This is a genomic window from Paenibacillus glycinis, assembly GCF_009909185.1.
GTDB classification, from domain to species: domain Bacteria; phylum Bacillota; class Bacilli; order Paenibacillales; family Paenibacillaceae; genus Paenibacillus_Z; species Paenibacillus_Z glycinis.
In genome coordinates, this window is the sequence record NZ_JAAAMV010000033.1 from 54705 (window position 1) to 69808 (window position 15104).

10 protein-coding genes are annotated in these 15104 nt (G+C 61.1%); all 10 read right to left on the minus strand.

The window, feature by feature from the left end; translation table 11 throughout:
• Window positions 1-19 precede the first annotated feature (19 nt).
• Window positions 20-1126: a D-alanine--D-serine ligase VanG gene (vanG, locus tag GT019_RS29160; RefSeq protein WP_161746976.1), complete on the minus strand. Its 1107-nt coding sequence runs from the start codon at window positions 1124-1126 to the stop codon at window positions 20-22.
• Between the two features lie 194 nt (window positions 1127-1320).
• Window positions 1321-1956 (minus strand): FMN-dependent NADH-azoreductase, encoded by a 636-nt coding sequence (locus tag GT019_RS29165; protein WP_161746977.1) that lies wholly within the window; start codon window positions 1954-1956, stop codon window positions 1321-1323.
• A gap of 216 nt (window positions 1957-2172) precedes the next feature.
• Window positions 2173-3360 carry a carboxylate--amine ligase gene (locus GT019_RS29170; protein WP_161746978.1) on the minus strand — a complete coding sequence of 396 codons (1188 nt, stop codon included), beginning with the start codon at window positions 3358-3360 and terminating at the stop codon, window positions 2173-2175.
• Window positions 3361-3516: 156 nt separating this feature from the next.
• Entirely contained in the window at window positions 3517-5067 is a 1551-nt protein-coding gene (locus GT019_RS29175) for a response regulator (RefSeq protein WP_161746979.1), read from the minus strand.
• Window positions 5060-6814, minus strand: coding sequence for a cache domain-containing sensor histidine kinase (locus GT019_RS29180; RefSeq protein WP_161746980.1), 1755 nt, complete (start codon window positions 6812-6814; stop codon window positions 5060-5062). The genes GT019_RS29175 and GT019_RS29180 overlap by 8 nt, the downstream gene beginning before the upstream one ends.
• 102 nt (window positions 6815-6916) lie before the next feature.
• Entirely contained in the window at window positions 6917-8629 is a 1713-nt protein-coding gene (locus GT019_RS29185) for a type 2 periplasmic-binding domain-containing protein (protein WP_161746981.1), read from the minus strand.
• An 84-nt stretch (window positions 8630-8713) separates the two neighbouring features.
• Entirely contained in the window at window positions 8714-9595 is an 882-nt protein-coding gene (locus GT019_RS32180) for a carbohydrate ABC transporter permease (RefSeq protein ID WP_161746982.1), read from the minus strand.
• 14 nt (window positions 9596-9609) lie between these two features.
• On the minus strand, window positions 9610-10584 hold the full coding sequence (locus GT019_RS29195) for an ABC transporter permease (RefSeq protein ID WP_161746983.1): 975 nt from the start codon (window positions 10582-10584) through the stop codon (window positions 9610-9612).
• A gap of 452 nt (window positions 10585-11036) precedes the next feature.
• Window positions 11037-13241, minus strand: coding sequence for a hypothetical protein (locus GT019_RS29200; protein WP_161746984.1), 2205 nt, complete (start codon window positions 13239-13241; stop codon window positions 11037-11039).
• Window positions 13242-13311: 70 nt separating this feature from the next.
• On the minus strand, window positions 13312-15003 hold the full coding sequence (locus GT019_RS29205; RefSeq protein WP_328804059.1) for a type 2 periplasmic-binding domain-containing protein: 1692 nt from the start codon (window positions 15001-15003) through the stop codon (window positions 13312-13314).
• Window positions 15004-15104: the final 101 nt, after the last annotated feature.

Here is a 15104-nt window from a genome sequence, read left to right on the forward strand (position 1 = left end):
TAAGCCGAGTGTAGCCGCTTCAGCGCGTTTCTCCTATTGATCCGGCTTTCAACTCCCTTACAACGTCGTAAGGTGATCCCGGCCGGAGCGCTTCCGCGATCAGCCGATCCAGCAGTTCGGGAAACGCGATGCCCGCCTCCCGCATCATGTTGGGGTAACGGCTCGCCGCCGTAAAGCCCGGGATCGTGTTCACCTCGTTGAAATAGAGGCCGCCGTCCCGCGACAGGAACAAGTCGACCCGCGCAAAGCCCGCGCAGCCGAGCGCGCGGTAGATGCGCAGCGCCGTTTCCCGCGCTTGCGCCGCTTGAACCGCGTCGATCCTGGCCGGAAGATGGATCGCGGACGTGCGCAGCGAATATTTCTCGTCCAGGTCGAAGAAGCCGCCGGCCAGCTCGATTTCGTCGAGCGCTCCCGTCACGGGCTCGGAGCCGCCAAGCACCGCGCAGCCGATTTCGAAGCCTTCGATATGCGTTTCGATGATGATTTTGTCGTCGTGCAGCAGCGCCGTCGCGATGCCCGCTTCCAGCTCCGCCGGATCATGCGCCTTCGTAATGCCGATCGATGATCCCGACCGGGCGGGCTTGACGTAGAGCGGGTAAGTCAGCGCGTCCAAGCCGCTTCGCTTCCCGGCCTCCCACTCTTCCCGCATCAGCGTCACGGAAGGCGGAACCCGGATGCCTGCCGCTTCCACGAGGGTTTTCGCGACCGTCTTGTCCATGCAGACGGCCGAGGACAACGAGCCGCAGCCCACGAACGGCAGGTCCGCCAATTCGAGGAGCCCTTGCACCGTGCCGTCTTCGCCGTTCTTGCCGTGAAGCACGGGAAAGACGACGTCGAGCGGCGTGAACCGGTACTCCGTGCCGGCCAGCTCGAACAAGCCTTTCGCCGCCCGGTTCGGCGACAGGAAGGCCGGCACGCAGCTGGGATGCGCCAGCCAGCGGTCCGCCTTGACGTCCTCCGCGCCGCCGCCGTATCGGAACCAATGCCCATCCCTCGTGATGCCGATCATGACGATGTCGTACTTCTCGTTATCTAAATGCTTCAGGACGGCCGATGCGGACGAAAGCGATACCTCGTGCTCCGTCGAAGCGCCGCCGAACAGCACGCCAAGCGTTATTTTCTGCATGTTATCCGCTCCTTTGTTTCGGCCTTCTGCGAGAACGGCCTATCCCGAGTGTAATCCGCCTCGTCCGGTTCTCCTATTGATTCGGCTTTCAGCTACCTTACAGCTTTGAAAGACAAAAAAATCGGGCAAGAGGGAACGATGCCCCTCTTGCCCGATGTATGCTTGCGGTTGAAGCCCGCGATGCGAATGATCGATTAGAACGTTTTTGCGATTTCTTTCGCTTTCACGATAGCGTCGGCTTTGATTTGCGGCGCTGCAGCCGGGTTAGCGGCTACGCCTTCGACGAACAGCGGTTCGAAGGAAGGAATGCCGAAGAACATGGAGATTTTTTTCAGGTAGCTAAAGCCGCTTTCGAAGCCTGCGGCAGGACCTTCGGAGTAAACGCCGCCGCTCGCTTGGATGTGCAGGCCTTTTTTCTCCGTCAGCAGGCCGACTGGACCTTCGGACGTGTATTTGAACGTTTTGCCGGCTACGGCGACCGAATCGACGTATGCTTTCAGAACCGGCGGGAACGAGAAGTTCCACATTGGCGATACGAATACGTATTTGTCGGCAGCGACGAATTGATCCACGAGTTGGCCAAGACGAGCGACTTTCGCTTTTTCGGCGTCGGACAGTTGGTCGAATCCGGAACCGGATTGGAGTTTGCCCCAGCCTGCGAATACGTCGGCGTCGATTTGCGGGATGTCTTCTTTGAACAGATCTAGGTGAACGACTTCGTCAGCCGGGTGCGATTCGCGGTATGCGTCGATGAATTCTTTGCCTACGGCCATGCTGAACGAAGCTTGGTGATCATGCGGGTGGGCAGTGATATACAGTACAGTTGCCATTTTCTTTATAACTTCCCTTCGGTTTGGTTTAAATTTAAGACTTTCTCATTATGATCTGTTTTCGCATCCTTGGGAAGAAGGCACATCAAAGTGTTCAAGTATCCGTGGGGATACCATCAGAAATTTCCATCGTTTACAAAATATTATTCCACCCGCTATTCTCGTACGCCTGGCCCGGGTTAGCCTCCGTACGCGTCGATCGCCAATGGCATCGGCCTAGCCGGTCAGCCTGCGCTTCGCTTTCCGCAGCAGCATCAGCAGAAAATGAAAGCCCGGCGCCGGATCGCGCACGCTCCATATCGCGGGAGCCTGGCGAACGAAGTACGAGCGCAGCACCTGCCCGCGGCTCAGCTGCTTCGCGCGGATATAAGCCCTGGCCGACAGGATATCCTCGTACAAATAGTTGAATACGATGCCGGTATCCCGCGTCACCGCGTTCGTCCCGATCTCGCCGCCGGTCAGCTCCGCGTACGCCAGCATGGGGAAATTGATGCCGCATTTCCGGAGCAGCACGTTCAGCGTCGTCGTCCTGGCGTTCACCTCGATCAAGTAGAACCGCCCGTTCCCCGCATCCCGCTTGAACTCGATCTCGGCGAAGCCCCGGTAGCCGATCGCTTCCAGGAAAGGAGCGCCGATGGCGTTCAGCTCCGGCACGTGCTGCTGCCGGGTAAACGTCGATGCCCCGAAGTTGATGGGATACTGGCGCAGCTTCCGGCAGGTCATCCAATGCGTGACCTTGCCCGATTGGTTCACGTAGGCGTCGTACGTGTACATCTGGTCGTCGAAGCCCGGAACGATCCGCTGCGCGACCACGTCCATGCCGGCCTCTTCGGCCTTCGCGATGCTCGCGCGGAGCTCGGCGAGATCGAAGCATTTAAACATTTTGACCCTGAATATCGACACGAACGACGCGGAGTCCGCAGGCTTCACGATGCAAGGGAAGCCGATGCGATCCGCGACCGTCGCTTCGAAATCCGGTTCCGAAGGATGCGCCGTCTCCGGCACCAGGACCCCGTGCCGGGCCGCGAGCTTATGCAGGAACGCTTTGTCCATGACGCTGCTCCAGAAGCCCTGGTCCGTCATGTTGAGGAGATAGTAGCCGCGCAGGACATCCAAATGCCGATCGACGAACTCGACGTACGGATCGCCGCACGGAAACAAGACCGGCTTCGCCTCCTGCCGCTCGGCGTAATCGATCAGCTCGCGCAGCGCCGCTTCCTCCTCGTGACGGTAATGCGGTATGATCCGCTGTTCCTTTAAATATCTCGACTTCGACGCATATGTATTTTCCTTGGCATAATCCATCGCCACCGTATAGACGCCGTTCGCGCCCAGGCAGCGGATGACGCTCAGTCCGATAAAATAGTTGGAGCCCAATATGACCGCCTTAGCCTTGTGCTTCATTGCCGCATCCCTCCGAATCCCTGCCATGAATCTATTCTTCGCTTGAAACTATTCTTCACCTGCAAGATTCGCCATATGCGGCCGCTTCCCTTCCGCAGGCGCGAAAAACGGCGTATCGGCCAAGCCCTTCGAGGGCTTGCCGATACGCCGCCGCGATCAACCGTACAGCGTGCCCTTCGCCTTGCTCCGGTAATCCTGGGGGCTGATCCGGTATTTATCGCTGAACAGCCGGGAGAAATACCGGGGATTCGCGATGCCGACCATCGTCGAGATTTCATAAATCTTGAGGTCGGACCGCGCCATCATCTCCCTTGCCTGCTCCAGTCTGTAATCCTGCAGAAAATCCAGGAAGCTGCGCCCGGTTTCGTTGCGGAACAGCGTCGCGAACCAGCTCGGGCTCAGGTTGACGCGGCGCGCGACGGCCGCCGCGTCGATATCTTCGCGATAATGGTCGCGGATATAACCGATCGCGTCGCGGATCTCCTGCCTGCGGCACGACGGCGGCAGCGCCCCCCGCTTCAGGCGGTCGATCAATCGTTCGATCAGCGCCGTCAATTCATCGGCATGGCCGCAGCGCTCGACTTCATCCGGGATCCATTCGCGCACCGAGGCCGCGCCATCGTCCGTCTCCATCGTCAAGTCTTCCCGGAAGCAGCCGCCGAGCTCGAAGCCGGCGTGCCTCAGCTGCTCGGCACCGGGCTTCGCCCGAAGCACGATCTCGTCCCGCCACGCGCGCAGGTGTTCGAAGGCGGCGCCCGCGTCGAGTTCCTCCGCCGCCTGCTTGATTCGCGCATGAAGAGCCCTCAAACCGGCGCCGCCTGCCGAATCCGGAGCGGCCGCGCCCTGACCGTCGCCGGACATGACGATCCCTCTCGGTTCGTAAAACGCGCGCTCCAGCAGCCAGCGGCAATCCAACAGCGCGGCGGGCAGCCGGTCCAGCCTGAATCTCGCGTCCGACAGCGCTTGAAGCGGCTCCAAGCCGACCTTGGCGCATTCCTCGTATCCTCCGCGCAGGACTCCCGCGGACCAAGCGTTGAAATCCGCGCAGCCGTTCAGCTCGGCCGAAACGAGCAGGACCGCCCAGTCCGTCTCCGTCAGCCGAATGACGAACGATGCATAAGGCGCGGCTTCCGACTCGTACGCGCCTATCAAACGCGCGGCGTCGAGCTTGGCGTCGACGGGAAAGCGCAAGGCGCCGAGCCTGAACTGCCTGAACGCCGCCGTCTCGCGCTCCAATTCCTCCCCGGTCGCCGTCGCCGTCCCCGACAGCAAGCGGTCCTGCAGCAGCTGTCGCATCGTCCAACGCTTCCGCAGGCGGGTCTTGCGCATGTCCGCGACCGCCCGATCCAGGCAGGCGATGAACTCCGTCTCGCTAAGCAGCAGCTTCGTCAGGTAGTCGGCCGCGCCGAACCGCATGGCATGCTGCGCTTTGTCGAAATCCTCGAAACACGTCAACAGGATGACCGCGGGAGGCGCCGTCATGCCGCGGATCCGCTCCAACAAGCCGAGTCCGTCCAGCACCGGCATGCCGATATCGGCGATGACGATATCCGGCTGCCGTTCCCCGAGCATGCGCCAAGCCTGCTCGCCGTTCTCCGCTTCCGCCGCGATCTCGTATCCGCGCGCCGCCAAGCCGAACGAACGAATGCGCATCCTGGCGAGCGGTTCGTCGTCGACGACAAGCAGGCGAATGGGTCGTTCACTCATTGGCTACCCTCCTTCCGGCCGCTTCCAGCCGGGGCAATACGATGGCGATCGTCGTGCCTTCGCCGGGTTCGCTGCGGACGGATAAGCCGTACCGCTCCCCGAAGTGCAGCCGAATGCGCCGATGCACGTTCAAGACGCCGATGCCGTGCCCGCCGCCAGGCGCCGCGTCTTCCCGCAGCGCCTGGCGCAGCAGCGCGAGCCGCTCCTCCGGAATGCCGACGCCGTTGTCGCGCACGTAGATCACCATGCCTCTGTCCTCCGACCGAACCGCAACGTCCAGTTCGCCGGCCCGGCCTTCGAGCGCATGCAGGCCGTGGAAGACCGCGTTCTCCACGATCGGCTGCAGCACCAGCTTCATGACCGGCATCCGCGCAAGCTCCGGCGGCGGATCTTCGATCCGGAACCGGAACCGGCTGCCGTAGCGCACGGATTGAATATGCAAATAATCGGCCGCGTAACGGAGCTCCTCCGCGAGCGGCGGCTGTTGGTTATCGTCCAGGCTGTACTTGAGCAGGCGGCACAGCACCTCCATCATGTCGTGCAGTTCCCGCTTGGTGCCGACGTCGACCATGATGTCGATCGTGTTCAGCGTATTATAGAGAAAATGCGGATTGATCTGCGACAGCAGCACCTGCATGTCGGATTGGCGCTTCGCCTCCTCCGTGCGCTGGAGACCCGCGACGAGATCGGAGATTTTAACGGTCATCTGGTTGAATTGATGCGCCAGTTCGCCGAGCTCATCCCGCTGCTTCACGCGCACCTTCGCCTCCAGGTCGCCTCTTGCGACCTTGCGGATACCCTTGGTCAGCGCGAGAATCGGCCGCGTGAACCACCAGGAGACGGTGACGTAAATGCCCAGAAACCCGATCAGCCCGAACAGCAGCAGCGACCAGGCGATCTGGCCGAGCGGCTTGAACCGGCTCTCCAGCTTGTTGACGTCGCCGACGACGATAACCTTCCATCTCAGGTTGGTCTTCATGTACGAGACGGAATGATAGATCCCGGCTTGCTTGAAATACCGCAGCGCCTGGTCCAGCGTCTCCGCGTTCTTCTCCGCGATGAACTCCTTCGCGCCGCCGGACGGGCTGGCCCAGATGTAGTCGATCAGCTTGTCGTCGCTGTCGTAGAGCAGCGTCTGCGTGTCGTAGCTGCCGGCGAAGGCGGCGCTCCGCTCCAGGAACGCCGACAAGTCCACGAGAAACGCCAGATAGCCGGACGGGCTGCCCGCTTCGTCGAATACCGTCTTCGTCACCAGGCTCGTCGGGCCGTAGGCGCCGGTGCGGCCGATATCGGAGCGGATCGTGTTCGACCATTCGAACACGCCGCTGCTCGCTTGCGCCTGCTTCCGCACGAGCTGCTCTTCCTTCTCCGAGAAATTGCCCCAGAAGTTCTGCGGATAGCCCGTGATGACCCCGTCCTTGCGGATGTAGACGATGCCCCGGACGAAGTCGGAGCGGATTTGCGCGGCCGTATGCATGGCGCTGCCCAGGCTTTCGCCGGCGCCGCCCTCCTGCTTGATCGTCTGCTCCAGCTCCAGCATGTTATAGGTGATCTCGTTGTTGTAGATCGTGATCAAATGCGTCACTTGGCTGGACATGCCGGCGAGCGCCTCGTTCTGCGTTTCCCGCAGGAACCCGAGCGTGTAATCCTTGGCGATCTGCACGACGAAGAAGACGAACAGCGTGCTCGGCACGAACAAGAGCAAAATCAGTTTGGCGCGGGAACCAAGCTTCATGCGGCGATTCAATCCGGATGCACCCTCCTCGGCGGCAATGTCCCGCGAATAGACAAGTATACCCATGAACGCGCGGAAGCGCATTCATGAGTATACCGGGACGGGCCGAACTTCTTATGGCTTCGCCGCGCCTAGCTGCGCCGCGGCGTCGTCGATGAGCTTCTGTCCGCCCGCTTTCTTCCATTCTTCCACATACGCGTCCCAATCGTCAAAGGAACGTTTGCCGAGCACGAAGGAAATCTCGTTCTTGTTCTGGAAATCCGTCAGCTTCTGGCTCGTCGGACCGTCCAGCGTAAGGTTCATGTCGAAGTTCTTGTAACGGGGCATGGCGATGATCTGCTGGTTGAACTTGCTGCCCGTCACGCCGACCGGCTCGTCGTCGTACACCTGCCAGATCAAGGTGTACCCGAAGAATTGCCAGTCCGCCAGCGACTGGTATTCCGGCTTCGCCTTCTGAATATGCGAATCCTTGATGAAGAACACGTTCGTGCCGTCGTCGTTCAGCTTCACCGTGGAATCGTCAGGGAAGATCTCCGGTCCGCCGCCCTGGGACACCGCCCAGTAATTCTCGTTCGGATAGATCATCGTGTCGAGCATATGGGCGAGCCGCTTCATCTTGCCCGGGTCGTCCTTCAGCTTCTTGGAGAAGATGAACATCCCGCCGGGACTGCCGCCCGGTCCGTACATGCCGCCCTTGCCGTCGTTCGACTTCAGCGGATCGAGCGGTTCCCACAGCGTCGCCGCCGCCGGATCCTTCTTCTTGGCGTCGTACTGCTCCTGCACGATGTTCCAGCCGGGATACCAGACGAGCCCGATCTGATCGTTCAGCGTGTACGCTTTGAACGGCTCCCAGCCGATCGTGTACCAATCCGGCGCGAGCAGTTTGTTGTCGTAGAGCTTCTTGACGAATTTGAGGAAATTTTCCGTCGTGCCGTCGAGCATCGGGTGATTGAGCTTGCCGTCCTGCACGTTCCAGCTCGGATGGCCGTACATCGTCTTCAGCGCGTCCATCATCGACCACGCGTTGCCGGCGCCGGCGGCCCCCATCAGCCAGGTGTCGGCTTTGCCGTTCTTGTTGGGATCCTGTTCGACGACGGCTTTCGCGTAAGCGAACAGCTCATCCTCGGTCGTCGGCATGCTCATGCCGAACGCCTTCAGCCAATCCTGGCGGATGAAATACGCCCAGTTGTCCGGGAACACGCCGTAACGCGGCACGCCGATCAGCTGATCGTCCTTCGTGGTCGCCCATTTCGCGAAATCCTTCGTCACGTACGCCATCGCCTGCGGCATGTAAGGCAGCACTTCCTTGCCGTCGAGGAGCTGGCCCGCGTTGTAGAGCGACAGGGCGACGTTCTTGTCCGGCATCATGACCATGTCCGGCTCGTCTCCGGACGCGTAGCGCACGCTGACGGAGTTCTTCAGATCGTCGCCGTTCATGCTGGTGAATTTGAGCTTCACGTTGAATTTCTGCTCCAGGTACTCCTTGACTTTGTCTTCGGGCACCGGCTGGTTGAACGAACCGGCGAGCATGACGTCCAGGTCGTAGGATTTGCTCATGTCGTCGTAGGCATAGCTCGCCTTATCGACGGCCTTCGGAACCTGCGGGAACGCATCCGGAAAATTCAATTCCGTCACCGGAGGTCCGGCCGCCTCGGCGCCGTTATTGCCGTTATTGCCGTTTCCGTCGCCGGTCGCGGCCGCGTTGCCGTCTCCATTGCCGGCCGATCCCGCATTGCCGCCGTTCCCCGAGTTGTCGGAGCAGGCGCTCATCGCCGTGACGGAAGCCAGCACGACCGCCATCGCGGCAAAAGCCATTTTCTTCCTCATGCGTCTCTATCCCCTTTCTGATCTGCAACGATTTATGTAAAGAAGCGCCTCCTAATGGCTTCTTGACACCTGATTCATGCCGCTTCAGCCCTTCACGGCGCCCAAATACATCCCTTTGACGAAATGCTTCTGCAGGAACGGATACACGCACAGGATCGGAACGAGCCCCACCACGACCGTCGCCATCTTGATCGTCTCGGTGCTGACGGCCTGCGTCGATTTCAGCATCCCGTTCATGTTGTCGCCGCTGATGGAGTCGACGGTCAGCATGTTCTTGAGCACCATCTGCATCGGATAGAGCGATTTGTCGTTCAGATACAGGAGCGCGTCGAACCAGCTGTTCCAGTGGGCCACGAGATTGAACAGCCCGATGGCGGCGAGCGCCGGCGCGGCCAGCGGCACGACGATGCGCGTCAGCGTGCTCCACTCCCCCGCGCCGTCGATCTTGGCCGATTCGACCAGCCCGTCCGGGAGATTCTCGATGAAGATCTTGATGACGAGCAGCCCGAAGCTGTCGACCATGAGCGGCAGCACCATCGACCACGCGGAGTTGATGAGGCCGAGCTGCTTGATGACCAGGTACGTCGGGATCATGCCGCCGTTCAACAGGATCGTCGCGAGCACGAACAGCAGGAACAGCTTCCTGCCCGGCAGCGTCCGCTGCGCCAGGACGAATGCGCCGACCGTCGTCAGCATCAGGGCGAGCAAGGGCCCGACCGTGCTGCGGAAGACGGAGATCAGGAACGAATGCCAGACCACGGAGGAAGCCATGATCCGTTTGTACGCTTCAAGCGTCGGCTCCTTCGGGATGATGACGAAGTAATTGCGCTGGATCATTTCCGCCTTGGTCGTAAACGACATGCCGAGCACGTATACCAGCGGGAAGACGGCGGTGAGCGCCACGAGTATGACGATGACGTGAATGATCGTCTGATAGATGATTTCGCTGCGCGATTTGTAGATCACGGTGACCCTCCTTCTTACCAGATGCCGCGGCCGGTGTATTTTTTGGCGAGAAAATTGCTGCCCAGAATGAAGACCATGCCGATGATGGACTGGAAGACGCCCACGGCCGTCCCGATGCTGAACTGCAGCCGGCTGAGCCCTTCGCGGTACACCCACGTCTCGATGACGTCGGCGGAATCCAGCACCGCCTTGTTGTAGAAGAGCAGGATTTGCTCGCCTCCCGCGAACAGAATGCTCCCGAGGTTGATGCAGAGCACGAATGTGATGACCGGCAGGATGCTCGGCAGCGTGATCGCCGCGATCCGCCTGATCGGTCCCGCGCCGTCCATCGTCGCCGCCTCGTACAGCTGCGGGTCCACGGTCGTCAAAGCCGCGAGATAGATGATCGTGCTCCAGCCGATTTCCTTCCACAGCGCCGAGCCGAGCAGGAGCGGGCGGAACCACGATTCCGAGAGGAAAAATTCGAATCTGGCGTAGCCGAGCCATTCCAGGACGTTATTGACAAAGCCGGTGCCCGTGGAGAAGAACGCGAACACGATGCCGTAGACGATGACCCACGAGAAGAAATGCGGGATGTACACGGCGCTTTGCAGCCACTTCTTCAATCGCCTCGACGCCAGATCGTGGAACATGATCGCCAGGACGATCGGCGGGAAGAAGCCGACCACGATGCGGAGCACGCTGATCTCGACCGTATTGCGCAGGACGTTGACGATCTCGGGGTCTTCGAACATGACGCGGAAATTCGCGAAGCCGACCCATTCGCTGCTGAACACGCCCGAGCCCAGCTGCAGGTCCTTGAAGGCCACGATCCACGCCAGGACGATCGGCCAATAACGGAAAATAACGTAATACGCGATGACGGGCAGAAACATCAGATACAGGATGCGATGCTCCGCGATCCGCTGCCATAGGCCGCGTCTCGCCGGAGCCGCGACCGCCGGAGCCGGCCGCCGGGATGCGCCCGGTCGGGGAATTGAATGGGCCAATTATGCTTCCTCCTTCTCGCTTGCCGGAGCGCTGCCGGTTGGATATGAACAGTATAGCAAACGCTTTCATTAAACAGGTGCACTGTGGCACTGAAAAGGTGCACAATTCCACTGGGTTTCCGTTTGCGCCGGGATGCGGGGCGAAGCCGCGGCCGGGACGCGGGGCGAAGCCGCAGCCGGACGCGGGGCGAAGCGGCGGCCGGGACGCGGGGCGAAGCCGCAGCCGGACGCGGGGCGAAGCCGCCGGACGCGGGGCGAAGCGGCAGCCGGAAAAGGCCGGCCGATGGACTCGGCCGGCCTGTCGGCGAAAAAAAGGCAGCCCCGAGCCGTCGTGGCTCGGAAGCTGCCCTAGCGATCCTGCGAGACCGGCCGCGCGCCGCGCGTCAACGGCTTTCCGGCAACCGACGAATCATTGCGACGACGACGCAGGCTTGCGGGTCCTGCCGTCCCCCTCAGTAGTCGATCGCGAGCGCCGCGCCGGCCGGCCTGCCCGGATGGCGGACGAGCAGCGTCCCCGAAGCCCGGTCATGCCGGTACTCGGCCTCTACCCCGTCCGCCGTCACCCGCTTCGGCGCATCGGCAAGCCGGATGCGCGTGCTGACGGTCATGTTCGCCGGGGATTCCGACACGAACGTAAACCGTCCCGCCTCGCGTCGCTCGTCGCGGATGCGCGACGAGCTGATCAAGATCGCCGGTTCCTCGGCGCTTCGGCTTGCGCTTCCCTCGGCCGCCGGCTCGTAGTTCAAGTCATAGAGCAGGCAGTTCTCTCCGGGCTGCAGCTCCACGCGGTCGCGTATCGGCAGGTCGTCCTCGAACAGATCGATGAAGCGGCCATGTATCGCGAAGCCCTCCGCCGAATCCGTCTCGTCCAGCGCCTGCGCGATGACGTACGGTCCGCGCTGAATCCGCAAATTGCCGCTCTCGATGTACTCGCGCGCTTCGCCGCGCATGCCGAGCGCCCGTCGCACGCTGCCCGTGACGAGCTCCGCGCCCTTGCCCGACTGCGACAGCGCCGCCGGATTCACCTTCATATAGATCACCGCTCCGTCTCCCACCGCATGCTCGCCTTCCTCCGGGTTGCGTCCGAGGCCCATCGCTTCGAACAGATGCTCTTCGGGCCGTTCGTACGTCCGGCTTCCTGCGCCGCGGTTCCACCATTCCCGCACCTCGTGGAATGGGTCGGAGCCGTCGCCGGCGTAGATCAGCACGCCGCCTTCCCGCACCCATTGCCCGAGCGCCTGATGGATGCCGGGATGCTCCGGCTTCATGAACTCGTAGCTGAGCAGCAGGACGCGGTAGCCTTCCAAGTAGCCCGGGAACGTCAGGATGTTGTCCAGCTGAACCGGACGCAGCGGAACGCCTTTCTTCACGAGCGGCAGCGCCAAGCCGTAGAAAGCCGACCAATCCAGCAGGTCGCGCTGCTCCGCCGTCAATTTGTCCGCCGAATCGGTGCCGTCGTATTTGAACGCCTCGCGGCTGTCGTCCTCGCCGATCACGTCCCCGCGCTGGTACATCGCCGAATTGGCCAGGCACAGGCCGATGCCCCGCGTGTAGAGCTCGCCGCCCGCCTGCTCCTCGTGACGATGCATGTCCCGCAGCACGCTCATGACCGTCAGCAGCACCGTGGCATACGCGCCGGGAATGCCTTCCTTGCCCGTGCCGTCCTCGGTCGGATATTTCCCTTCGAACACGCGGCGCGGCCACGGGCACACTTCGTATTGGCTTACGCCGGGATGCAGCAGCGACGCCACGACGGTCTGCCGGTAGTTGAACCGGTAGTCGCTCCACGTGTAGCGCGGATTATCCTCGATCGGATCGTGCAGGAACCACATCTCCCGCCCGGTGCCGCGCGTCAATTCCTGCATGATCCCGTATTCGAGATACGCCGTCTCGAAGGTGCGCTCGCGGCGAACCCCTTTGTACACGTTCGGCGTCCGCGCCGTCCCCGTCCAGATCTGCGCGATGAAGCCGTCGCACGCGGGCATCGAGACGAGCAGCGCTTCCGGGCTGACGATCCGCCACTGCGTATAATTGATCAGGCTGTGCGTCGGCACGTAGAACCGGACCGTACGGCCGTGCGTGACGAGCGCGTATTCCTTCATCTGGCTGCAGATCCGGTCCAGCGCCCGGTAATACATAGCGGCCTTCAGCTTCGAGGCCCGGTATTGCGCGTCGGGAGAAGCATGCGGCGGAATCCAGTCCTCCCCGTAATAATTGAGCCATTCGCGCTTGAACGCTTCCTCGTAGCCCGTCTGCGCCCAAAACTCCGGCTCTTCCATATGGATCGCTTCGACGCCGTAGTCGATCGCCTTCTTGATATACGTCGCCAGATACTCCGCGAACGAGATCGTCGGCACCATGTACGGAACGTCCTTGCCGTGCAGCATATGCTTGCCGTCCTGCATCGTCTGCGCTTCGTCCCAGTGGTCGCGGCCGTCGAACCGGCTATACAAATAATCCTGATATTCGCCCCAGGATACGCCCGTCATCAGATGGATCGTATAGCCGGCATTCTTCCAGCCTTCGATGCGCGCGGGCAAATCGTTGCCGACGCCGTACACCATGACGAAATCCGTGCGCAGATCGTAGTTCGCTCCGTACGGACGGGATTCCTGAAACCCGGTCCATTCGGGATTCGTTTTCGCTTTACGGCTCATGTCTGCCGCCTCCTTAAAAAAAGCCGGCCGGCTTGCGCCGGCACGGTGATTGAAAATCGATGAATTTGGATTAGTTCGGCATTTGCAGCGTGACGACTTCCTTGCCTTTGAGGTTCTCATTGACGTACTTGATCGCGTCGGCATAGCCCGTTTTGTTCATTTGCTCGCGCAGCTCGTTGATGACCTTCAGCGCCGCGGCATCGGACTTGGTGAAGATGGCTTGCTGCCAGACCGTGGTAATCTGATCCATGGACGGCTTGAGCGATTCGTACTGCGGCGATTTCGCCAGCACGTCGCCGGCCGCATAGGCGGAAATGACCTTGATGCCGTTCGGACGGAGAATCTTCCGCGCGTTGTCCATGGCCGCGATGCGGTCTTGGTCGGCCCAGATGTCGCCGCCGAGCGTCACGGTGCGGTCCAAGCCGGACATCGATTCGAAGCCGATGCCGAAGCCTTCGTTCTTCTTCGCTTTGCCCGTCGTGTCGGCGTTGAACTTATCGAACATTTCTTTCTTCGCGACCGGTTTGCCGTCGACCATATCGTAGTGAACGCCTTCGATGCCGTAGTGGACGAGCTTGAAGCCTTCGTCGGAAGCCAGGAAGTCGAGCAGCTTCAGCGAAGCGTCCACGTTTTTGTTCTTCTTCGTAATGACCGTCACGTTATTTCCTTGGATGGCGAGATCGGCCGGACGGTCCGCTTCCGCTCCTGCGCGGTCCAGCGGTCCGACGGGCACGTAGTCGCTGCCTGGATGCGCTTTCACGTAATCCTTGGACGCGTCCAGGATAGCCGGATAATGCGCGGCGAGCACGGCGATGCGGCCCTGCTTGATTTTCTCGTTGGCGATCGGGTCGGTCTGCGTGAACGCTTCTTGATCAAGCAGCCCTTCGGAGATCAGCTTGCGGTAGTAGAGGGTGTACTCCTCGTACTGCTTCGACATGAACGTGTGCTCCAGCGTGCCGTCGCCCTTGTCGATGTAGTCGGAGCCATAGAACATCATGTTGCCGATGCCCACGGCCCAGCCGGCGTGGAAGCCGCCGAGCGGAATGACCGGGAGACCGTTCTCCTGCAGGCCCGCGTCCTTGATTTTCTTGAGGAAGTTGTACAAGTCGTCCTTCGTGTGGACCGACTGCGGATCGACGCCGACTTTGGCCGCGATGTCCTTGCGGACGTAGAAGCCGTAGAGCCAATCGAGCGCGTCCTTGTCGCTTGCCGGCTGGTTCTGGTAGAGCAAATATTTTTTGTCGCCGAAGGCGCCGATCGCTTTGTCGTACAGGGCCGGCGGCACGTTCTCCTTGTCGATTTCCTTGGCGAGGTTCGGGTATTTGTCGAGGTACGGGGCCAGGTCGACCAGCTGGTCTTCCTTCGCCGCCTTCACGATGCCGTCCAGCTCGCCGCCCCATGCCGGGCCGGTATAGATGTCGGGGAGGTCCTGCGTGGCGAAGATCGTATTGACCTTCTCGACCTCGCTGCCTTTCGTGTAGTCGAACTGCACCGTCACGCCGGTTTTCTCTTTGATGGCTTCCGCGATCGGCGTCATGTCGACGTCGCCGGCGGACGAACCGTTCCAGTTGTGCAGGATCTTGACCGTGACGGGTTTGTTGCTGCTCGCGGCGTTATCCCCGTTCGCTTCCGCGTTGCCCTTGTTGCCGCCATTGCCGGCATTGCCGGTCGTGCCGGCGTTGCCGCCATTGCCGCCGTTTCCGTTGTCGCTGCAGCCTGCCAACAGCCCGCCGAACAGCGTCACGGCCAATGCCGACGACACCAGAGTTCTCCTCTTATTCCACATACGAACCCCTCCAATATTCGAATAATGGTCTATGATAAAGTTTCTCGCGAAACGTTTATCCGAACGTGAACGTGACA